The 21504-nt window shown below is 65.3% G+C and carries 16 protein-coding genes and 2 tRNA genes; 2 read left to right on the top strand and 16 right to left on the bottom strand.

The window, feature by feature from the left end:
* Positions 1 to 18 precede the first annotated feature (18 nt).
* The 3 genes from QYQ99_RS13075 to QYQ99_RS13065 all read right to left on the bottom strand — a co-directional run bounded on the left by QYQ99_RS13075 (position 19) and on the right by QYQ99_RS13065 (position 2074).
* Positions 19 to 888, bottom strand: a complete 870-nt coding sequence (locus tag QYQ99_RS13075; protein ID WP_302093001.1) for a PhaM family polyhydroxyalkanoate granule multifunctional regulatory protein — start codon at positions 886 to 888, stop codon at positions 19 to 21.
* A gap of 127 nt (positions 889 to 1015) precedes the next feature.
* Positions 1016 to 1531 carry a copper chaperone PCu(A)C gene (locus QYQ99_RS13070; protein ID WP_302093000.1) on the bottom strand — a complete coding sequence of 172 codons (516 nt, stop codon included), beginning with the start codon at positions 1529 to 1531 and terminating at the stop codon, positions 1016 to 1018.
* Positions 1532 to 1672: 141 nt separating this feature from the next.
* Positions 1673 to 2074: a hypothetical protein gene (locus tag QYQ99_RS13065; protein ID WP_302092999.1), complete on the bottom strand. Its 402-nt coding sequence runs from the start codon at positions 2072 to 2074 to the stop codon at positions 1673 to 1675.
* Positions 2075 to 2189: 115 nt separating this feature from the next.
* Between QYQ99_RS13065 and QYQ99_RS13060 the strand changes: the two genes are divergently transcribed.
* The gene (locus tag QYQ99_RS13060) at positions 2190 to 2849 is read left to right on the top strand and encodes a glutathione S-transferase (RefSeq protein ID WP_302092998.1); all 660 of its coding nucleotides are present in this window, start codon (positions 2190 to 2192) and stop codon (positions 2847 to 2849) included.
* Between the two features lie 73 nt (positions 2850 to 2922).
* Positions 2923 to 3336: a VOC family protein gene (locus QYQ99_RS13055; RefSeq protein WP_302092997.1), complete on the top strand. Its 414-nt coding sequence runs from the start codon at positions 2923 to 2925 to the stop codon at positions 3334 to 3336.
* Between the two features lie 138 nt (positions 3337 to 3474).
* Here the strand turns inward: QYQ99_RS13055 and recD are convergent, their stop codons facing one another.
* From recD to rsmB, 13 genes are all read right to left on the bottom strand, one after another.
* A complete protein-coding gene (recD, locus tag QYQ99_RS13050) occupies positions 3475 to 5565 on the bottom strand; it encodes an exodeoxyribonuclease V subunit alpha (RefSeq protein ID WP_302092996.1) in 2091 nt (696 codons plus the stop codon).
* Positions 5562 to 9374, bottom strand: a complete 3813-nt coding sequence (gene recB, locus QYQ99_RS13045) for an exodeoxyribonuclease V subunit beta (protein WP_302092995.1) — start codon at positions 9372 to 9374, stop codon at positions 5562 to 5564. The genes recD and recB overlap by 4 nt, the downstream gene beginning before the upstream one ends.
* Positions 9371 to 12925: an exodeoxyribonuclease V subunit gamma gene (gene recC / locus QYQ99_RS13040; protein ID WP_302092994.1), complete on the bottom strand. Its 3555-nt coding sequence runs from the start codon at positions 12923 to 12925 to the stop codon at positions 9371 to 9373. Before recC ends, recB begins: the two co-directional genes overlap by 4 nt.
* A 185-nt stretch (positions 12926 to 13110) precedes the next feature.
* Positions 13111 to 13551 carry a CopD family copper resistance protein gene (locus tag QYQ99_RS13035; protein WP_302092993.1) on the bottom strand — a complete coding sequence of 147 codons (441 nt, stop codon included), beginning with the start codon at positions 13549 to 13551 and terminating at the stop codon, positions 13111 to 13113.
* Positions 13548 to 14006 carry an RrF2 family transcriptional regulator gene (locus QYQ99_RS13030; protein ID WP_302092992.1) on the bottom strand — a complete coding sequence of 153 codons (459 nt, stop codon included), beginning with the start codon at positions 14004 to 14006 and terminating at the stop codon, positions 13548 to 13550. The genes QYQ99_RS13035 and QYQ99_RS13030 overlap by 4 nt, the downstream gene beginning before the upstream one ends.
* A gap of 13 nt (positions 14007 to 14019) precedes the next feature.
* On the bottom strand, positions 14020 to 15279 hold the full coding sequence (locus QYQ99_RS13025) for an NnrS family protein (RefSeq protein ID WP_302092991.1): 1260 nt from the start codon (positions 15277 to 15279) through the stop codon (positions 14020 to 14022).
* A complete protein-coding gene (locus tag QYQ99_RS13020) occupies positions 15272 to 15676 on the bottom strand; it encodes a group III truncated hemoglobin (RefSeq protein WP_302092990.1) in 405 nt (134 codons plus the stop codon). The genes QYQ99_RS13025 and QYQ99_RS13020 overlap by 8 nt, the downstream gene beginning before the upstream one ends.
* Positions 15677 to 15944: 268 nt before the next feature.
* Positions 15945 to 16020: transfer RNA gene (locus QYQ99_RS13015), tRNA-Phe, on the bottom strand.
* Between the two features lie 159 nt (positions 16021 to 16179).
* Positions 16180 to 16255 (bottom strand) — tRNA-Phe (locus QYQ99_RS13010).
* A gap of 86 nt (positions 16256 to 16341) precedes the next feature.
* Positions 16342 to 17007 (bottom strand): response regulator, encoded by a 666-nt coding sequence (locus tag QYQ99_RS13005; protein ID WP_302092989.1) that lies wholly within the window; start codon positions 17005 to 17007, stop codon positions 16342 to 16344.
* Positions 17008 to 17045: 38 nt separating this feature from the next.
* A complete protein-coding gene (locus tag QYQ99_RS13000) occupies positions 17046 to 19367 on the bottom strand; it encodes a sensor histidine kinase (protein ID WP_302092988.1) in 2322 nt (773 codons plus the stop codon).
* Entirely contained in the window at positions 19367 to 19936 is a 570-nt protein-coding gene (locus QYQ99_RS12995) for a DUF4390 domain-containing protein (protein WP_302093168.1), read from the bottom strand. Before QYQ99_RS12995 ends, QYQ99_RS13000 begins: the two co-directional genes overlap by 1 nt.
* A gap of 43 nt (positions 19937 to 19979) precedes the next feature.
* On the bottom strand, positions 19980 to 21365 hold the full coding sequence (gene rsmB / locus QYQ99_RS12990; protein WP_302092987.1) for a 16S rRNA (cytosine(967)-C(5))-methyltransferase RsmB: 1386 nt from the start codon (positions 21363 to 21365) through the stop codon (positions 19980 to 19982).
* Positions 21366 to 21504: the final 139 nt, after the last annotated feature.

The raw sequence follows: 21504 nt of genomic DNA, 5'->3' as shown, positions 1-21504 counted from the left end.
TTAGCGGGAAGGGTTTGCTCAGGGCTTGCGCGAGGTAGCAGAGGTTTTGGCTGCCGTCTTTTTGGCGGCAGGCTGCTTGGAAGCCGTTTTTTTAGCGGCTGCCGTCTTGCTGGCTGCCGTTTTTGGCTGACCGGTCTTGACCGCCGCCTTGCGTGCAGGCCTGGGCTCGGCTGCCGCAGCGCTCTGTGCCGCACTTTTTGCTGCTGCAGCAGCGCCAAGGCCGCCTGCCTGGGCCATCACCTTTTCCATGGTGGACTTGGCAAAACCGCTGGCCATCTCGGTCGCGCGCTGGGCAGCGGCCAAGGTCTCGGGGGGAACAGGCTCTGCCATGGCCTTGGCCGCAATCTGCTGGAACTGCTGGGTCAGCGCTCCCCACCATTGCATGGCCTGGCTCAAGGCAGCCTGGGAAGGCCGCTCGGCCTGGGCCTTGGCATCCGCCTCGCTCGCGGCGGGCTCTGCCTCGGGCTCCGACACTGGCGCCGCTGATGGCTCTGGGGCTGCCGCCCTGGCCGAGGCGCTGTCCATGGGCCAGCCGGTATTGCCGGTCGCAGCGGGCTCTGCCTGCGCTGCACCGGGGAAAGGAAAGGACTTGGCCAGCTCGCTCATGCTGACATTCATGTCCTTGAGCGTGGACAGCGTCATGCGCTGCACTTCCAGCGCCTGGATCGTGGCAGCCAGGGCGCGGCTGTTTTGCTCCAGCCAGAACTGCACGGCCTTGAGCTCGGCAATGCGCTTGTCCACCTCCTCCACGCTCACCGTGGGAGCCACCCATTGCGGCACGCGGCCCAGGGGATTGGCCGCAGCGCCAGCGCTTTGCGCCAGCCCCTGCAGAAAGTCAAAGCCGGGAATGAATTTGCCGAAACCAAATGCCGATGCGTCACCGCTCATAGTGCTCTCCACTGCAGGGATGGATACCAGAATCCGCATCCGGTCAGGGCCGGATGCGGAACTAGCTTACTGCACTTGCGATGTTTGCTGCAAACAAGGGAGCAGGCAGCAACCCTGGCTCAGGGCCTCAATGCTGATGCGCACCATGGCCCATGTGCTGGTGCCCGGCACCGGCCGCCGCTGGGGCCGTCGCACGCACCGGCAGTTCCAGGCTCAGGCGCGAGAGGGCGCCCTTGGCATCCTTGAACACCAGGGTCACGGGCACCTGGCTGTCCTTGACCAGCGGTGCCTTGAGCTGCTGCAGCATCAGGTGATAGCCGCCGGGCTTGAGATCCACGGCTACGCCCTGGGGCAGATCCAGCGACTCGATGGCGCGCATGCGCATCACATCGCCCTCCATCTTCATCTCGTGCACCTCGGCCACAGCGGCGGCCGTGGTTTCCACACCGACGAGCTTGAGCGGCTCCTGGGCCGTCAGGCGCATAAAGGCCCCCGAAGCCTGCTGACCCGCCACGCTGGCGCGGGCCCAGGCATTTTCAACCTTGACATGGGCAGCATCGGCATGAGCCCAGGCGGCACCGGAAACCAGCAGCGAGCCGACCAGCGAACCCAGGGCCATCACGGTAAAACGACGCATATTCATGAAACCATCTCCATTCAAAAATTCAGTCTGGACTTACGCAAACAAGGGGGCATCAGGATGATTTCCTTGAAACAAAGCCCTTGCTTGAGCCTGTTTTGCGTAAGTCGTGTCCATCTCAAAGCGACCTGAAGCGCCTGAGCATCAAGCGCCTTCAGCCATGTTTTTCAGGGTTTCAAAGGGCGGCGCACGTACCGGCGGCAGGGTGGAGACAAAGGCTCTGTGAGCGACATCGGCCCAAGGCCGGGCATCGACAACGGCGCGGTGAATGCCCGGATCTGACCGCTGCGCGGGCGGCGGCGCCAGCAGCGGCAGGCACAGCGCGCAGTCGAGCCCATGCGCAGTGGCGGCATCGTCGCTGGCGGGGCTGGGCACCCAGTGGGTGCTGCCGCCGGCCGTGCACACGGCCTCCCAGCCGGCAGGCGGCGTGGCCCGCGCCCAGGGCGTGAGCACGCTGACCAGTAGCACGCAGAACCACGCACCCAGCACCCGGCGCGCCAGCAGAGCTGCCGGTCGGTGCCGAGGATGGAATGAGCGCCATTGCATGGAGCGATTGTAGAAGCCGGCCCGCTATCCGGTTGGCGACGCAGGGCTTGCGCCACTTGCCTCTACGATCACTGGCCACGTATACCTATTCACAACCACCGATCAGGAGACAAGCATGCTGACTTTGTGCGGATTTTCGGCCAGCAACTACTACAACAAGGTCAAGCTGGCCTTGATGGAAAAGCAGATTCCCTTCGCCGAGGAGCTGGCCTGGCTGGGCAGCACCAACCCCGAGGAATCACCGCTGGGCAAAGTGCCGTATCTGCGCACCCAGCATGGTGCCATCAGCGAGTCCGACGCCATCATCGAATATGTGGAAACACTGTCCAACAAGGTGCCGCTGTTGCCCGCAGACCCGTTTGGTGCCGCCAAGGTACGTGAGCTCTGCGTCTATCTGAATCTGCACCTGGAGCTGGTGGCGCGCAACCTCTATCCCCAGGCCTTCTTCGGCGGCAAGATCAGCGACGGCGCGCGCGACAAGACGCTGGAGCAGCTCAAAAAGAACATTGCAGCCTTTGCCAAGCTGGCCCGCTTCGATACCCCGTTCATCGCGGGCGACAGCTTCACGCTGGCCGACTGCAGCGCCATCGTGCACCTGCCCCTGGTCAGCAGCGCCTGCAAGATCGTGGGCGGCAGCGACTTGCTGGCCGAGCTGCCGGTGCGCGACTATCTGGCGCGCATGAGCGAGCGCCCCACAGTGCAGAAGGTCAACGCCGACCGCAAGAGCAATACCGAAGAGCTGATGGCACGCGTGCAGGCCAAGGCTGCGCGCTGATGCGCTAAGGGTCTGGTCCAGCCTGGCCTAACCTGGCAGGACCGGGCCCGCTGATGCTACGCTTGAGGCCATCATGCAAAGCGCTTTTCATCTCGCCTACCACGTCACCGATCTCGACCAGGCCCGCCGCTTCTACGGCGGCGTGCTGGGCTGCCGCGAGGGTCGCAGCACCGACACCTGGGTCGATTTCGACTTCTTCGGCCACCAGATCTCCCTGCATCTGGGCCAGCCCTTTGCCGTGAGCAACACCGGCAAGGTCGGCAACCATATGGTGCCCATGCCCCACCTGGGCGTGATCCTGCTCAAGCCCGACTGGCTGGCCCTGGCCGAACGCCTCAAGGCCGCCGGCACGGCCTTCATCCTGGAGCCGCAAGTGCGCTTCGAAGGCGAGCCCGGAGAGCAGTGGACGATGTTCTTCACCGACCCCTGCGGCAACCCGATCGAGGTCAAGGGGTTTGCCCACTGGGACGCGGTTTACGAGCACTAATCCCCCTGAGCCGCTTCGCGCCTTGCCCCCGAAGGGGGAAGACGAACTTGGCTGCTGGGCGGTCCTTGCTGGCCGTCACGCGCGTGGACTGCGCCTGGACTGCACCAGCAGCGATCAAGACAGGTCCTCACCCATAAGCTACTGAGCACGTTCCATGAATCCCAGCAAACCGCTGCTGCGCTGCGTGGGACTGCCCATCGCCGACACTAGCAGGCCGGGCACTTCGGTCCACAGCGAGAACGCCTTGCGTGCGCGCGTGATGCCGGTATAGACCAGCTCGCGGCTGAGCACATTGCCGCCCTGCGCGGCCAGCACCAGCGCCGTGTGCTCGAACTCCGAGCCCTGGCTCTTGTGCACCGTCATGGCAAACGCGGTCTCCACATGGGCCAGGCGCGCCGTGCTGACATGGTGCAGTTGCTCGCCCTGCATGAAGTACACGCGCAGCCGCGCCGGGTCGGCAAAGCTGGGCAAGGCCATGCCGATGTCGCCATTGAACACGCCCAGCTGCGCATCGTTGCGGGTGACCATCACCGGACGGCCCATATACCACTCGCCCTCCTTGCGTATGGCGCCCATGGCCTGCAAGGCCTGCTCCACCGCGCGGTTCAGACCCGCCACACCCCAACTGCCATCGCGCACGGCGCACAGCAGGCGGTAGCGGTCGAAGGCGGCGAGCACGTCCCTCACCCATTGCCGGTGCTCGGCCTCGGTAGCAAAGCCGCGCTCCTTGCCCTGACCATGTTGTGCCAGCACCTCGGCATAGGCAGCATAGCTGGCCATACCGCCACGGCCCTGCACGGCGCTACGCACAACGGCATCGACATCACCGCCTTCGCGCGCCCAGAGTTCGGCATGCAGACCGGCCTGGGTCTGCGTGCGCAGCAGCGCCATGGCAGCCGGTGCATCGCCGGCATTCACGGCCTGCGCCAGCTGACCGATAGGGCCGCCAAAGCGGCGGCTCTCGCGCAGCATGACGGTGTGCTGGGCCAGCGGCAAGGCCCTGGCTGACGCCAGGTACTGCGCTGGCAGGGGCTGGCCGGTCACGCGCTCGGCATAGGCTGCGGTGTCCGGTGCGTAATTGCCCCGCTGCGCATCGCGGCACAGATCGCCCAGCACGGCACCGGCCTCCACCGAGGCGAGCTGATCCTTGTCGCCCAGCAAAATCAGGCGCGCCGTGGGCGGCAGGGCCTGCAGCAAGGCGGCCATCATCTCAAGGTGGATCATGGAGGCCTCATCGACGATGAGCACATCCACATCCAGCGGATTGCCCGCATGGTGGGCAAAGCGCCGCGTGTCAGGCCTGGCACCCAGCAGCGAATGCAGGGTGCGTGCCGCCCCCATGCGCTTGACCAGCGCTTCCAGATCCAGCTCGCGGCCCACGGCCTCCTTGAGCTCCAGCAGCGAGCTGTCGATGGACTGCTTGAGCCGCGCCGCCGCCTTGCCAGTTGGCGCAGCCAGCGCCACGCGCAGCTGCGTGGCATCGGGCGCCGTGGCAAACAGCAGCGCCAGCAGGCGCGCTGCCGTATAGGTCTTGCCCGTGCCCGGCCCGCCGGTGATGACGGACATGTGCCCGCGCAGCGCCAGCGCGCAAGCCAGCTTTTGCCAGTCCACCGCATTGGCGGCAGCGGCGGGCGAGCTGAAAAGCAGCCCCAGCCAGTCGCGCACCCTGGGCTCGTCCAGCGCCGCTGCATCGGCCGCCGTGCGCTGCGCCATATGCGCGGCCACGCTGCGCTCGTAGTCCCAGTAGCGGCGCAAATACAGCAAGGGCGCAGCGCCGTCCAGCAGCACCAGCGGCTGGCCTCGGTCTGCCACTACCGCTCCCGGCTGCACGACACGCACCACGGGGCTGCGGCGCAGGGCCTGCAGCCAGTCAGCCAGCCGGCCGGGCAATGGCTCCCATAGCGATTGCTGCAGGCGCTCGGCCTCCTTGGGCCAGGCAAGAATCTGATTGGGATCGCCAGCCAACGCCTTCAAGGGCAGGCAGCTATGGCCACGCCCTTCCATCTGCGCCAGCACGGCAGTGGCCACCAGCAGCGCAGGCCCGGCTTCGGCGTCCTGCGCAGCGACAAAGGCCGCCAGGGCGCTATCCAGGCGGCGCAGCAGACCCGCATCGGCCAGTCGCTCCAGCGCGGCCAGCCAGTCCGTGGTGCTCAGTGCCATTGAGTCGCCATCCGTGGGGGCTGCAAACAGGTCCAGCGTCTGCAGATCGGCTTTGCGGCGGCCCTTCATGACTGCTCCTCCTTCGATTCTTTCTCGCAGTTTCCAAGCAGCGCCTCAAGCCCGTCCAGCAGCGCCAGCGGCGGCTTCAGCACATGCATGCCGGCGGCCTCGCCATCAAGACCGCGCAGGAAGAAATAGAGCGCGCCACCCAGCTGTTCGCGGGGGTCGTAAGCCGCGCCCAGCCGGCTTTGCAGCAGGCGGTGCAGAGCCAGCAGATACAGCGCAGCCTGCACGTCATAACGGTGCGCGAGCATGGCCTGCTCCAGCGCCTGAGGGGCGTAGGCATCGCCGTCCTGGCCCAGGTGATTGGTCTTGTAGTCCAGCACCCAGTAGCGGCCGCCATGGTGAAACACCAGGTCGGCAAAACCCATCAGCATGCCGTGCAGCTCGCGCTCGGGCAGCACCGGGCGCGGCTGGCCGGGCAGGATGTGCTGGCGGCACAGCGCGTCGATGCGCGGTGCCGACAGGCGCCGCGCCGGCAGCCAGAACTCCATCTCGGGCAAGAGCGCATCGCCTTGGCCCAGTTGCGCCAGCGAGACACCGAGCGGCGCCAGCGGCTGGTGCACCACGGCGCGCAGCCATTGCAGCACATCGGCTGCCTGTTCCTTGCGGCCTGCGCGCTCGCAACGGCGCAGCAGGCGGGCCGCCAGGGGCTCACTGCTGTCGGGATCATCCTCGGGCTGCAGCGCAAAGCCCTCTGCGGCCAGCCATTCCAGCTGGTCGTGCAGGAAATTGCCCACCACCGGGCCGCGCATGAAACGGTGCCACACCGCAGCATCGCTGCGCGCGCCGGCGGCGAGTCTGCCCCAGGTGGGCAGGGCGGTCATGACATCGTTGATGGCGCCCAGGTCCAGCGCAGCTTCACCCGCCTCCTGGGCCTGCAGCGCACGCTCGTCCTCGGCCGGGCTTTGTGCGGCCACCGGCAGGACCGGCAGGCCGGGTGCGGCCATGGCGCGGGTCAGCGACGAAAAGCTGCCAATGCCCCAGCGGCGGTCGAACTGCGCCTCGTACACGGGCGCAGCAGCCAGGGCGGGCAAGGCCTGCGCGGGAACATGGCGCGTGGGCACAGGCAGTTCGGCCGGCAGATCCACCACGGCGATCTGCGTGCAACGCTGGCTCAGGGCCTGGATACTGGCGCGCCAGCCGGCTGCGGCCTGCGAAACATCTCCGGCCAGCAGATAGCCCGCCGCCCCCTGTTCGTTCGCACAGTTTTTGCCGCTGCCGCGCTTCATCGGGGCCAGCCCCATCCACAGCGCATGGCGCGCTCGGGTCAGCGCCACATACAGCAGGCGCAGATCCTCGCGCAGGCGCTCCTTGTCGGCCTGCGCCAGCTGCGCATCGTCGTAGTCCAGCACCAGCTCGCGCGCGGGTGCGCCATCGATCTGCACGGGCAGCGAAAGATAGGCCGCCTTGCCGTCCACGGGCCGGAAGCTGCCGCCAAACGGCAGGCAGACCAGCGGATACTCCAGCCCCTTGCTCTTGTGCACAGTGACGACCTTGACCAGATCGGCGTCCGATTCCAGCCGCACGATCTGCGCATCGCCGGCCGCGCCCGGACTCTCGATCTGGGTGGCCAGCCAGCGGATCAGCGCCTGCTCGCCCTCCAGCTGGGCGCTCGCACCTTGCAACAGCTCGGCCAGGTGCAGATAGTTGGTCAGACGGCGCTCGCCGCCCATGTCCTGCAGCCAGCGTGCCGGCAATTCAAAGCGGTACAGCGTCTGGCGCAGCATGGCCAGCACGCCCAGGCGCTGCCAGAGGCTGTGCAGCTCCTTGAGCAGCTCGCTGCGCGCATCGAAGGCCTCGTCATCGCTGGCCAGCCAGGCCAGCTCGTCAAACGACAGGCCCATCATGGGCATGGCCAGACCGGCGCGCACGGCAATTCCGTCCAGGGGCGCAGCCACGGCACGCAGCCACAGCAGCAGGTCTTGGGCCTCGCCGCTGGCGAAGACCGAGTCCTGATCGGAGAGGTAGACCGAGGCCACATTGCGCCGCGCCAGCGCGCGGCGCACGGCAGCGGCCTCCTTGCCCGTGCGCACCAGCACCGCGACATCGGCCGGGCGCAGGCGCTTGAGCGGCTGGCCGGTCTCGGCAAAGCCCGTGGCACCGTCCATCAGCCACTGCACGATCTGGCTGGCGCAGAACTCCGCCCCACGGCGGCGGATGTCGTCATTGCTCAGCGGCTCATCGCTGCTGCCATCCCAGGCAATGGTCAGCGCGGCCATGCGCTGGCTGCCCTGCATCAGCCGCTCCTTGCGGCCATTTGCCTTGACGCTCTCGAACGGCAGTGGATTGCTCTGCCCGGCGCGGAACATGAACGCGCCCTCGCCTTCGCGCTCTTCAGCCTGCACAAACCATTGGTTGACCGCATCGACCAGCGCCTCGGTGGAGCGGAAGTTGGTGTCCAGCACATAGTGGCGGCCCTCGGTCGCCCGCCTGGCCTGCAGATAGCTGTAGATGTCCGCACCACGAAAGCCGTAGATGGACTGCTTGGGGTCGCCGATCAGCAGCAGCGCGCTGTCCGCGCCGTTGTCTGCCGTACGGTAGATCTGGTCAAACAGCCGGTATTGCAGCGGCGAGGTGTCCTGGAACTCGTCAATCAGCGCCACCGGGTACTGGGCCGCAATGCCGGCCTGGAGCGCGGGGCCGTTGTCGCCGGCCAGGGCCGCATCCAGGCGCTGCAGCATGTCGGCAAAGCCAAAGGTGCCGGCCTGGCGCTTGAGCCACAACAGGCGCTGGCTCACATGGACGGCCGCATGCAGGCGCAGCGCCACATGGAGGGACGGCAGCTGCGCAAGGGCCTGAAGCAGCTGCTCCAGCTCGGCAAACTCGACAGGCAGCAGCAAGTCCATGGTCGATCCCTTGAAGGCCTCGGCCATGCCCTCGGGACTGAGTCGCTTGCGCGCGGAGTCACTGAGCTCCAGTTGCCGGTTGTGCGGGTCCTGCGCCCAGGCCGTCAGATGGGCAAACCAGCCCAGGTAGTAGCGTGACTGCAGCTTGCGTTTGTCCCAGAGTGCTGCGCGGCCATCGAGTTCAGCGTCGATCCAGCGCTGCATGCGCTCGGCTTTGGCCTGCCAATCTGCAGACAGCGCTTGCAACTGCTGCGCACGCTCGGCCTGTGTCCGCGCAATGCATTCACCCAAGGTCCCGGCGCCTGCCGCAGCGGGCACGCTTTCCCGCAGCAGCGACTGCATATCCTTGACCAGGGCCTGCACATCGGGCCAGACCTGCAGCGCCGCCTCCAGCACCTCGCCCGACAGCGGGTAGCACTGCTGACGCCAGTAATCCTGGGCGGCCTCGGTCTGACGCTGGCTTTCATCGGCCTCCAGCGTTTCATCAAACAGATTGCCGCTGTCGAACGCATGCTCGCGCAGCATGCGCTGGCACCAGGCGTCTATGGTGTGGATGGCGGCATCGTCCATGCACTGCGCAGCCATGTCCAGCCGCCAGGCAGCGGCGTCGCGCTGCACGCCTTCGGCATAGGCATCGCGCAGGTCGCGCAAGAAGCGGTCGTGCGCTGCCGGCTCGGCCTCGCCGCGAAAGCACTGCACGGCCTCGATCAGGCGTGCACGAATGCGGTCCGACAGCTCGCGCGTGGCGGCCCGCGTGAAGGTCATGACCAGGATGTCGGGCGGCATCAAGGGCCTGGCAAAACCGTTCTCGGCGCCATGGCCCAGTACCAGCCGCAGATAGAGTGCGGCAATCGTCCAGGTCTTGCCTGTGCCCGCGCTGGCTTCGATCAGGCGCGAGCCCCAGAGCGGGAAATGCAGGGGCTGCAGCGCCTGGCTGCCGGGCTTCATGGGGTTGGCGGGCGTGCTCATGCCGGCTCTCCTGGTTGTTCGTCCTGGTCTGCGCACTGCATCAAGGGCAGATCCTCGGTCTGCACCTGCGCGGCCAGCCAGTCATGCAGCGGGCCATAGACCTGCTTGGCCAGAGCGTGAAAGCGCAGATCGGCCGTCAGCGCCTCCCAGTCGGGGTAGCAGCGCGCCCAGCTGGGGTCCTCGCATTCGCCGCCCATCATGTAGCCGCCCTCGTAGGCCTGTGCGGCGGCGCTCAGATCGTCCAGGCCGGCGGCGATGGCGGCTTTGAGAGGCAGCGGCAGGGGCTCGTTCTGGCCCGCCAGCCACAGCTGCATCAAGGCCTGCAAGCGCGCCGTGGCCACTTCCGGCTCCAGCGGCTGCACCCAGACCAGGGTGTCGCGTGCGATCACGCCCATCAGCGTGTCGCTGCCCGTGCTTGAAAGCGCCAGACAGCGCACATAAATGGGCAGTAGCTTATGGGCCTGAAGCTCGCCTTTCTTGTTCAACAGCGTGCGCGGCTCCAGTGCGAACCAGCAACGGCCCAAGCCTGCATCCGAAGACTGCTCTTGGCGCTCCTGCAAGCCATCCATCCAGTCGTCCAGCGTGACCGCGCCGGAGTGCAGCAGCAAACGCTCGCGCGGCGCCGCATGGGGCCACAGCCGCATCTGCTGCTGCCAGGCCAGCAGCGACGGCGTGGCCTGGGCCTGCAAGGCCTCGGCCTCGCGCCTGCCAAGACCTGCCAGCGGCAGCACGCCGGCACGCCCCAGGCGCTGCACCTGGCGCTGCACCTGCAGACCCACGTCCAGCGCCGCATCATGCGCCAGCTGCGTGCGCACGCCTTGCTGCAGCTGCTGAATCAGGCCATAGGCGGTCAGGCCATCGACGCTGAAAAGCTCGTCGTCCTCCAGCAGCTCCTCGTCCTGTTCAAAGCGCACCTGCAGGCGGTTGCGCAAAAAGCTGCGTGCGGGATGGCGCAGAAATTCCGTCAGGCGCGCCAGCGTCAGCGGCACTTCGGGATCGGGCTCGAACGCGGCCACGACCGGCAGCGCCTGCGCTGCCCGCTGTTCATGCGCGCCATACCATTCGCGCGCGAAGGTCGACAGCACCGAAGCCTGCTCGAAATAGCGGCGGCTGAAGGGCTGCAAGGGATGCTGGCGGGTACGCTGGGCCAGCAGCAGATCTCCGCGCTCGCTGGCGCAAAGACCTGCGCTGCCTTCGCCCTGCCAGCCCTGGCGCAGATAGTCGCGCAGCTGCGAGACCAGCACCGAGGGCGGCTGCTCGCTGTTGTCGCGCACATTGCGACCGGCCCAGCTGATATAGAGCTTGCTGCGTGCCGACAGCAAGGCATCCAGCATCAGTTGACGGTCATCGTCGCGGCGCGCGCGGTCGCCGGGACGATGCTGGCCGGGCAAGGCCATCAGATCGAAGTCCACGCGCGTGGCGCGGCGCGGGTAGTCGCCATCGTTCATGCCCAGCAGACACACCACGTCGAAGGGAATCGCGCGCATCGGCATCAGCGTGCAAAAAGTCACGCCACCGGCGCGAAAGCGCTGGTTGAGCGCGGGCTCGGACAGAGCCTGCAACCAGGCCTCCTGGGCCACTTCCAGCGGAATGAGGGCCTCAAAACCCGCTTGCTCGCAGGCGGCCTGCCAGCCGACCAGGGCCGTGTCGAGTGCGGCGCACAAGGCCTGGTCCTCATCGCCCTGCGCGACAAAGAAATCATCGAGCAGTGCACGAAAGCGCTGCGCCCAGACCTGGGGGGCAGCCGCCTCGCCGGCGGTTTGCCACCATTGCAGCATGCGCCCCAGCAAGCTGGCCAGCGATCCGGCCAGCTCGGCCGTCAGGCCGCCCACTTCGTCATAGGGCTCCATGCCGGCAAAAGCCTGTGCCTCGTCGAAAGCGGCCTCCGGGGCCGGCCCGCTGGCATAGCCCAGCAGCATGCGGCGCAGGCCGAACCAGGCGCTGTTGGGGTCGCCGCAGGCCGCCAGGCCCAGTTGGGCGCGCTGTGCATGGTTGAGCCCCCAGCGAATGCCCGCGCCGGCCATCCAGTGCGTGAGCTGGGGCAGATCGTCGGCCGCCAGACCCACGCGCGCCGCCACGGCGGGCACATCGAGCAGATCGCACAACTCGCTCAGGCGGCAGCGCTGCTGCGGCAGCTTGAGCAGCCATTGCAGCGCGGTCACCAGCGGGCTGCTGGCGCGCGCGCCCACGTCGGCAATGTCAAACGGAATATGGCGCGCATCGTGGCGGCCGTACTGGCCGAACACCGCGCGGATGGCGGGTGCCGCCTCTTCGATCGACGGCAGCATGACCACCACCTCGCGCGGCGCCGGCGCTGGACGGCCCGCAGCGACAGGCTCGGCCAGCCATTGCAGCAGCTGGTCGTGCAGCACTTCAAGCTCGCGCACCAGGCCATGGGCCTTGTGAAAGACGATGGACTGGTCGGCCGCCGCGATCTCGACCGCAGGGTGCTCCGACATGGGCACCAGATCGCGAATGCGCTGCTGCACCTGGGCCAGCAGCGGTGCGTCGATCAGCTCGACCGCATCGGCCTCGTCATACACATCCACACGCGGCCAGCCCCATTGCACCGCGGTGTCGCCCGTGGTGTCGAAGGCATCGAGCTGGCGCACATAGTCGCGGCTCTGCCGCCCCCATGCCGCCAGCAGCGGATGGGCATGGGCGTGCATGGCCGCCAGCGGAATCTGCGCCAGGTCCTTGCCGCCCTTGTCGGCATGGCGGCGGCGCTGCTGTCGCAGCAGCTCGCGCCCGTCAATCGCATCGGCCCAGTGAAAGCGGCAGGGGTTGGGAACGGCAATCAGCACCTGGCTGTGCCGGGCAATGCCGCTGAGAAACTGCATCAGCGACAGAGGCATCTGGCTCATGCCGAACACCACCACGCGGCGCGCCAGCGGGGTGACCGGCGGCTGGCCGCTTTGCAGCGCATCCAGAATCCGGGCCAGCAGGGCCGGACGGGTGGCGGCACGCTCCTGTTCATCGAGTTCGGCCAGCACCTTGCGCCACAGCTGGGGCTGCCAGAGCTGCCCTTCGGGAACGGGCGCATCGGGGCGGCCCTCTGTACGCAGCACATCCTCGCCCTTCTGCCAGGCGGCCAGCCAGTCGGCGCGGTAGATCTGATACTGGTCGAACAGGTCGGCCAGCTTTTCGGCCAGCTGCAGCAGGCGCTGCGGCTCGCCGGGGCGCAGAAAGTTGGCAATGGGCGCAAACGCAGGCTCGCCCAGGCATTGCGGCAGCAGACGCATCAGGCGCCAGATCATGGGCGTCTTGTCCAGCGGCGATTCACGCGGCACCTCGTGCCTTCCCAGAATCTGCCGGTAGCTGCGCCAGACAAAGCGCGCCGGCAATTCAACCTGTGCAGCGGCGCACACGCCCTGCTGCTCGGCCATGCGCATCTTGAACCACTCGGCCATGCCGTTGCTTTGCACCAGCACGATCTCGGGCTCCAGCGCGGCCAGAGGGTGAGCGGCCAACCAGGCCAGCACCGTGTCGGCCAACGCTTCGGTGCGATTTCCATGCAGGGCGATCAAGCCCGGTTGCCAATGCGCTGCCACTCACGCCCTCCTGTATTGCCTGCCACGCCAGCGGCGAGCTTAACGCGACTCGAGGGCGCAGCTGCGCAAATCCTTCCGCTCCTGCATCAAGAGCTGCTATCGCTGATCAATCAATGATTTCAAATAAAAAACATATTGAAATTCAGATTAATAAAGCGCAAAAAGCTATCAAATCTGCTCCTCATTCACCAGTGCAGATAGAACATGGCCTTGGCCAGCAGCACGATGGCCAGCACATGGCAGAACACACTCAGATGCAGCCTATGCGAGCGCCGTCCGTTGAGCTGCCCTTTGCGACGCCACCACATGGCCGTGAAGAAATGCAGCAGCACACTGAGCGCCAGCGCAATCTTGATCGCCATCAGCAGGCCCATGCTGCTGGCCAGCGGATGCGCCAGCAGCGCGCGGTGCTGCCAGGCCAGGCCTGCGCCCGCCGAGTACAGCGCCAGCAACACCCAGGGCATGACAGCGGTAGCGCGCGTGCCCAGTGCCTGCTCCACGGGACGCATGTGCTGAGCTGCCACCTTGCCGTGCACGCCGCCCAGCAGAACGACTTCGAAAAACACCGTGCCGGCAAAAGCCACGGCCGCCAGCAGGTGTACGGTGATCAACAGACCGTAGCTCATGCGTGTTCCTCTTTGAGTCTCCGGATGGTCTGCAGTGACGGCACGCTGCCTGCAGGCTTTTGAACCATCAGGTCCGCCAGGCTGAAACCGTCCAGATGCTCCACAAAGCGGTTCAGTGCACCTTGCAGCATGCCGGTCAAACGGCAGTCGCCCGTCAAGGCACATTGATTGCTGCCACCCAGGCATTCCACCAGCGCAAAGTCCGGCTCCATGTCTCGCACCACGGCGCCCACGCTGATCTGCTGTGGCGCATGGGCCAGGCGCATGCCGCCGCCCTTGCCGCGCACGGTCTCTATCCAGCCCTGGCGGGCCAGTTGGTGCGTCACCTTCATCAGGTGCGCTTCGGAAATACAATGCGCCTGCGCAATCTCGGCAATCGTGCACAACCGCTCGGGGTGCCGTGCCACATGCATGAGCAGACGCAGCGCATAGTCGGTCATCAGGGTCAGGCGCATCCATCCGCTCCGTTCAAACAGGTTTTCCGGGGCGGGCCGCCCGCGCAGCCACTTGCACCACGGGCTGACTCGCCTGCTGCAGGCGCGGCCGGATCAGCAATGGCGCAAAGCGCCACAGATACAGCGCAAACGCCAGTACCCAGACCAGCGCCGAGGCATGCTGCGCGGCCAGTGCCAAACTCGTCGGCCACAGAGCCAGCAGCCGCAGCATGGCGGCAGCCAGCACCAGCCCATACATGGTCACCATGGCGCAGTCGGTGCGCAACGGCCGGCCCAGATGACCCAACGCAGTACGCGTCACCATGCCAATGATCAGCACCGCAAAGCCGGCCACGGCTATCACATGCACCGGCCAGGCCAGGCGCAGCACCCAGCCGCCCGCCTGGGCCGCTGCCACCAACAGGCCCGCGCCCAGGGCCGCATGGCCCAGGTACAGAATCCACAGCAGCGGTACCTGGCGCACGGCCCAGGGCTTCCAGGCCAGCACCTGCCACAGCGTCAACATCCCCGCCAGGGTCAAAGCCGCCACCAAGCCTGAAGTCCAGCCCAGCAGCAGGCAGGCAACAGCCAGCACGCCGGCGCCCAGTTGCCACTGACCGCTGGCCGTGTGCATGGGAATCTGCAGCCCCGCCACCGCCCGCATGGCAAAGAACGGAATCACGCGCCGCGCCACCAGCAGCGCGATCACGGCCATGCACAGCAGGCCGGAATAAAGGTATTGCATCAGCGCGGCATAGTCGCGGCCCTGCCAGATGGTGCACAGATACAGCGCATCGGTCACGCCAAGACCCAGCATCAGCAGCGGCAGGCCGTAGTTACGCCGGCTGCGCGCCATATAGATCACCCGGCCCAGCGCCACGGCAGCGACGCCGAAGAACAGCAACTCACACACAACGGCCAAAACAAAAGCCGTATCGCCTGCTGCCAGAAAGCCCGCACGCGCAATCACCCACAACAGACACAGGCCACCCAGCGCTCGGCCCTGCATCGGGTTGCGCCCGGTCCAGTTGGCAGCCGCCGTCAGCAGAAAGCCCACGGCAATCGTCGCCACAAAGGCCCAGAGCATTTCGTGTGCATGCCACAGCACACCGCCGAGTCGCCCCACCAGCCACTTCGGCGCGAACACCCACAGCGCCACCGACACTGCAGCCCACAGACAACCCGCGATGTACAAGGGTCTGAAGCCCAGCTCCAGAAAAGCGCGCCATTGCGGTGCTGGCATCTTTGGCTGGGCAGCAGAGCGCGGCTCCTCGATCTGCAGCAGCTCAGGCATGGTTCACCCCTTCCGGCAGCGCTTGGGGGTCGCGGCTCATCTGGTAGCCCATCCACAAACTTTGCGCAATGCGGCGCGCAGCCTGCCCCGCCTGCTCGGCCATGGCTCGGTTGGGCTGCTCGGCCAACGTGGCGTCGAACAGACCCAGCCAACGCTCGAACAGCTCCATGCTGAGCCCCGGCAGCGCTGCATGCTTGGGCATGGGGGCGCCCGAAAACCGCGCCGTGCGCCGCAGAATGGCCGACCAGAAATCCGTCAGCTTGGACAGATGATGGTCCCAATCGACGATGTGCGTGTTGAAGATGGGCCCCAGCACCTCGTCCTGGCGCACACGCGCATAGAAGGCATGCACCAGGATGGAAACTTCCTCTTCGGTGCACAGTTCCTTGGTATCCATTGCAACTCCTTCCAGCCATTGCTGCGACATAAGATGTATTTATTGCATATCTTATGAAGCACGACCAGTTGCAACAATCAAAAGCCTGATGCAGCGCAAATACCGCGTCACTCCAGACCACGGCTTGCGCAAATCGGATTCAAGCAAGCGCTTCCCGCAAGAAAGCCGTCTTCACTCGTTCTGGTTAGCGCAGGTCCCAGAGATGACAGCATCCACTGCACCGACCAACAAAAAACCCCAGCACCTTCCAGTGCTGGGGTTTTGAATCTGGTGGCCTGGGACGGAATCGAACCGCCGACACAAGGATTTTCAATCCTCTGCTCTACCGACTGAGCTACCGGGCCTTTGCTATTCAGCGCTTGTTTGCTGAGCCACTGATTATAGGCATATTTTTTCACCCTCGAATTCTGACCAGGCATCACATCCAGCGATGCAAGCAATCGGCGAAAACAGGTCCGGATAGAGAAAAGCGCCAGATCATTGCTGATCTGGCGCTTTATGTTTGGTGGCCTGGGACGGAATCGAACCGCCGACACAAGGATTTTCAATCCTCTGCTCTACCGACTGAGCTACCGGGCCTTTTTTTTCGGCACCCTTGAGTGCCGAAGCCACGATTATAGGCACACTTTTCGACCCGAAATCGAAAACTGCGATTTTTTTGAAAATTATCCGCGGCGATTGCGTCCGAGGTCCACGCCCAGCTGGCGCAGCTTGCGGTACAGATGGGTGCGCTCAAGGCCGGTCTTCTCGGCCACGCGCGTCATGGAGCCGCCTTCACGTGCCAGGTGGAATTCGAAATAGGCTTTTTCAAAGCCGTCGCGCGCCTCGCGCAAGGGACGGTCAAGATCGAAGCCCTGGTGCGAATTGGGCAGATTGTCTTCCGCCGCCTGGGCCGTGATGCTGACCACGGCCGATGCAGCCGTGCCGTTGCTGGCATGCGCCGCAGTTTCCGAGCCCTGGCTGGCCGTGCTGCGCGCCAGCCCCTGCTCCACCGCCTTGAGCAGCTTCTGCATGGTGATGGGCTTTTCGAGGAAGGACAGCGCGCCGATGCGCGTTGCCTCGACGGCCGTTTCGATAGTCGCATGACCGCTCATCATGATGACTGGCATGGTGAGCTGACCGGCCGTAGCCCATTCCTTGAGCAAGGTGACGCCGTCGGTGTCCGGCATCCAGATGTCCAGCAGCACCAGATCGTAGTTGTTGGTCGCCCTGGATACGCGTGCCTGCGTGGCGTTCTCCGCCACGTCCACACTATGACCTTCGTCGTTGAGGATTTCCGACAACAAATCCCGGATCCCCAGTTCGTCGTCGACCACTAGTATGTTTGCCATGTGTCTAAAGCCTGTTGCTATGCCTTGTGCGAAACGGATCAAGCCGCCCCTGCACGGTCGTTAGGTACAAATGATAGCGACACTCTCGCGCCTTGCACTACCCCGTCTTCCTCTCGATTACCCAGGTCCACTCTTGCGCCATGCTCATCGGCGATTTTTTTGACCACCGCCAAACCCAGGCCGGTGCCGCGGGTCTTGGTGGTCACATAGGGCTCGAAGGCTCTTTGAAGAATATTGGGAGCAAAACCTGTGCCACTGTCGCTGATGCTCAGGCGCACACGCTGGGCCGTGTCCATCCAGCGGGTTTCGATGGTGACGGATCCTGGAGTCTGCCCTGTTTCCTGCGCTCTTTGCGCCGTGGAATCTTGCGCATTTTGCAAAAGATTGTGGATGACCTGACGCAATTGCTGGCTATCGCCCTGAATCAACGGACAGGCCTCGTCGAGCGATGCCTCCACACGCACCGACGCATTCTCTTCACCATAGAGCTGCAGCACCTCCGCGACCAGTGCATTCAGATCCAGCGCTTGCAGATTGGCAGCCGGCAAACGTGCGTATTCGCGAAACTCATCGACCAGACGCTTCATGGCCCCCACCTGATCGACGATAGTCTTCACGGATTTGGCCAGCAGCGCCTGCTCCGCAGGCTGCAGCTTGTCGGTCAGCTTCATGGCCAGACGTTCGGCAGACAGCTGAATCGGCGTCAGCGGATTCTTGATCTCATGCGCCACGCGACGCGCCACCTCGCCCCAGGCCTGTGCACGCTGGGCCGAGACGATTTCCGAGATATCGTCAAACACCAGCAGGCGCTGGTCCTCGGGCAGCTCCGCACCTCGCATGACCAGGCTGGTGGTGTTGTGCACCACATCGCCATTGCCATTGCCGGCATCCAGCTCATAGACCTGCTGCCAGCGGTCCCGCCCCTGCTGGGCCGAAGCATCGCCCAGGAAGATCTCGAACTGCTCCTGCACTACGCGCGCAAAGTCCTGCAAGCCCGAGACATCGCGCAGGCGCTTGCCCTGGAATACCGCCATGGGCGCACGCAGAATGCGTGTCGCGCCAGGGTTGCTGAGCACGATGCGTCCGGCTCGATCGAGCACGATGACGCCCGAGGTGAGGTTGTCCAGAATGGTCTGCAGATTGCTGCGTGCCGCATCGAGCTGCAGCAGATTGCGGTTGGCGTCGGAGCGTGCGTCAGCCAGTTGCTGGGTCATGACGGCAAAGGAGCGCGTCAGCCCGCCAATCTCGTCCTTGCTCTGCAGCGCGGGCTTGGGGCGCAGATCGCCACGCGCCACATCGCGCATGCCCTGGGCCAGCAGCAGCAACGGCTTGGCCAGCTGGTTGCCCAGTACCACGGCCAGCACCACGGCGCCGAACACCGCCAGGAAGAGCGCCAGCGTCAGAGTGCCGATATACATGCGCTGCAATCCGCCGCGAGCAAGTGCTCGCTCCTGATACTCGCGATTGGCCTCCTGCACGGCCAGAGCATTGCTGACCAGGGCTTGCGGCAGGGGAATCGTGGCCTGCAGATAACGCGCCTCCTCCAGCAGATTCACTGCCGAGCTGGGCACCAGCGCCAGTGTGCGCACCTTGGCGTTGGCCGCAGCCTGATCGGCAGGCACATCGCCGGCATCATCCAGGCCTTCGATGCTGGCCACGGCACGCTGGCCGGCCTGCTCCTTCAAGCTTCGCAGCAGCTGGGTGTTGGGCCGCTCCGGCGCCAGGCTGAACTGAGACTGACCGGCACTGGCAATGGCCTTGCCCGATGCATTCCAGAGCACCACATCGGAGGCACCGATCTGATCGCGGATACGCTCCAGCATTAGTGCCGCCCCTGCATCCGAAGTCTGAGACAGCTGAAGGCCTGCCGTGCGGGTGTTGTTGGCCATGTCATTGGCCACGGTGTCCAGCGTGGCACTGGCCAGGCTCACGCCCGCAGACAAGGCCCCCTCGACCTTGACGTCAAACCAGCTCTCTATCGAGCGCGAAACAAACTGGTAGGACACGACATAGATCAACAAGCCCGGCAGCAAACCCACCAAGGTGAAGATGCCCGCCAGCTTGAGCAGCAGCTTGCTGCCAAAACGCCCGCGCCTGAGCCGCAGAGCCAGGCGCAAACCGCCCCAGAACAGCACCAGCAGCAGCAATCCGGCCACCACCACATTGGCAGCAAACAGCCAGTTGTAGTTGCGCTCGTAGGCCAGCCGGTTATTCGTGGCCAGGGTCAGCAGGAACAGCAGCAAAACGCCCACCACCACCATCAGCGCCACGCCCGTGCCCACGGCCAAGCGCGTGGCGCGCGACCAGCGTGTGGCAGAGGAGCCGCTGGCTTCGCCATCCGGGAGCTTGATGTCCGCCATCAGGGAGCGGCCTCCAGCGTCTGCGTGCGCGACAGTTGCAGATTCCAGCCCGAGCGCCCCAGCGCCCCAATCTGCAAAGGTCTGGGCAGGGACGACAGATCTACGCGAAAGCGCAGTTGCACCGAGACGCCCGAGGTGGAGCTCAGCTGGCCGGACTCCAGAATCTTCCAGCGGTAAATGCGTTGAATGGCTGCGATAGCATCCTCTAGTTGCTCGTAGGACTGGCCCAGCGCCAGTCCGGTGCCGCTGCCGCCGGTGAAGGCGGAATTGGAGATATGCAAACGCCAGCGCTTGGTCAGCGGCTGGTACGTAATGCGGTAATAGCGGGTGGCGACACCCAATTGCTGATCGGACCAGTACCAGCGCTCGCGCTGCACCTGAGCCTCGGCAATGAAATACATGGGAATGCCCTGACGCAGGGCGTCTTCCACCTGGCCGGGCAGCTCGAACTGCAGATTGGCCGAGAGAAACACACCCTCTTCCGTACGCGTGAGCTGCATGGAGCTGATATCCGGCGGCACGGTATCGGCCCGGGCCAGCAGGAAAAACAGGGACAGTGCCAGCACCAGCGAAACTGCGCGGGCCACAGGCCACAAGGCCCCCGCTACAGCGTTAGCGCAATTTTTCCAGCAGAGCGTAAAAAAAGCCGTCGTGGTCACCCAGGGGATTGTCTGCCACGGAATCGTGTTTCGCAGCTTTGCCGGGAATTAAATGACCCGGAGCAGGCAAGCTGGCCGCCGTAGTGTTGCGTGCAAGAAACGCTTGCATCTGTGCATCGCCCTCGGCCTTGAAGACCGAGCAGGTGCAATAGACCATGCGGCCACCGGGCTGCAGCAGCGGCCACAGGGTATCGAGCAGCCTGGACTGTATGTCTGCCAGCTGGGCCACATCGCTCTCACGGCGCAGCCAGCGCACATCGGGCTGGCGACGCACAATGCCCGATGCCGTGCAAGGCGCATCGAGCAAGATCGCATCGAAGGGCTGAGCGCCGCATTGCGATTCGAACCAGTCCTTTGGCGCGGACGCATCGGCCACCAGCACCTTGGCCTTCAAGCCCAGGCGTGACAGGGTTTCATCGATGCGGCGAGCCCGCTCGGGGTCGATCTCCAGGGCCGTGACTTCGATGCTGCCGGGCGCGGCGCGCTCAAGCAGATGAGCGGTCTTGCCGCCGGGTGCCGCACAGGCATCCAGCACACGCAGCGGGCGCCCCTGGGGCTGGGACAAGCCGGCCAGCAGCAGTGGGGCCGCAGCCTGCGCCGCACCATCCTGCACCGAGGCCCAGCCCTCTTCAAAATGCGGCAGCTCCTGCACGGGCACGGCCTGCTCCAACTGCAGACCACACTCGGCGACAGCTGTCGCCTTCAGGTTCATCGCCTGCAGCGCAGTCTGATACTGGGCTGCAGTGCTTTTCTGGGCATTGACGCGCAGCGTCATGGGCGGCTGGGCATTGTTGGCAACCAGAATGGCCTGCCAATCCTGGGGGTGGTCTTTCTTGAGCCGGGCAATCCACCAGGCGGGGTGATTCCAGACGGCCACGGGATCGTTGTCGGTGGCGCTCACCAGGGCATCGCGCTCGCGCAGAAAGCGGCGCAGACAGGCATTGATGAAGCCGGACTGCGCGCGTGCCGCACCGTTCTTGGCGGCTTCCACGGCCTGGTTGACCAGGGTGAAGGGCGGGTAAGGGGCTTGCGCCTCATCCCAGGCCAGAGCCAGCGCCGTGCTCAGCAAGGCACTGACCTTGGGCGCCGGTGCGCGCGGCGCCAGCTGCCTTTGCAGCGCCTGGGCACGCCCCAGATTGCGCAGCACCTGGAACAGCAAGGCCTGCACTCCCGGACGCAAGCGCTGCGGCACCTGTGCCAGCACAGCCTTGCTGGACTGGCCACCCAGGATACCGTGCAGGGCCTTGGCCACTGCATCCAGCTGTTGCCACAGGGCAGGAGCGTTGGGCACGGCAGCACCAGCAGCGGCGTTCTTGGGTTGGGAAGGCTTGGAAGTCATGAAGAGCAGACCTGAAAAACTTGGAAAACTGACGCAGACAGGAAGGCACAGCGGGCATGTCCATCGACAAGCGCCATGCTGGATCCGAACTTGCACAAGTCGTGTCTTGATCAATGAAAAACGCTCCCGTCTGCACAAG

This window comes from Comamonas testosteroni (genome assembly GCF_030505195.1).
Classification (GTDB): domain Bacteria; phylum Pseudomonadota; class Gammaproteobacteria; order Burkholderiales; family Burkholderiaceae_C; genus Comamonas; species Comamonas testosteroni_G.
This window is presented reverse-complemented; position numbering and strand designations above follow the sequence as displayed.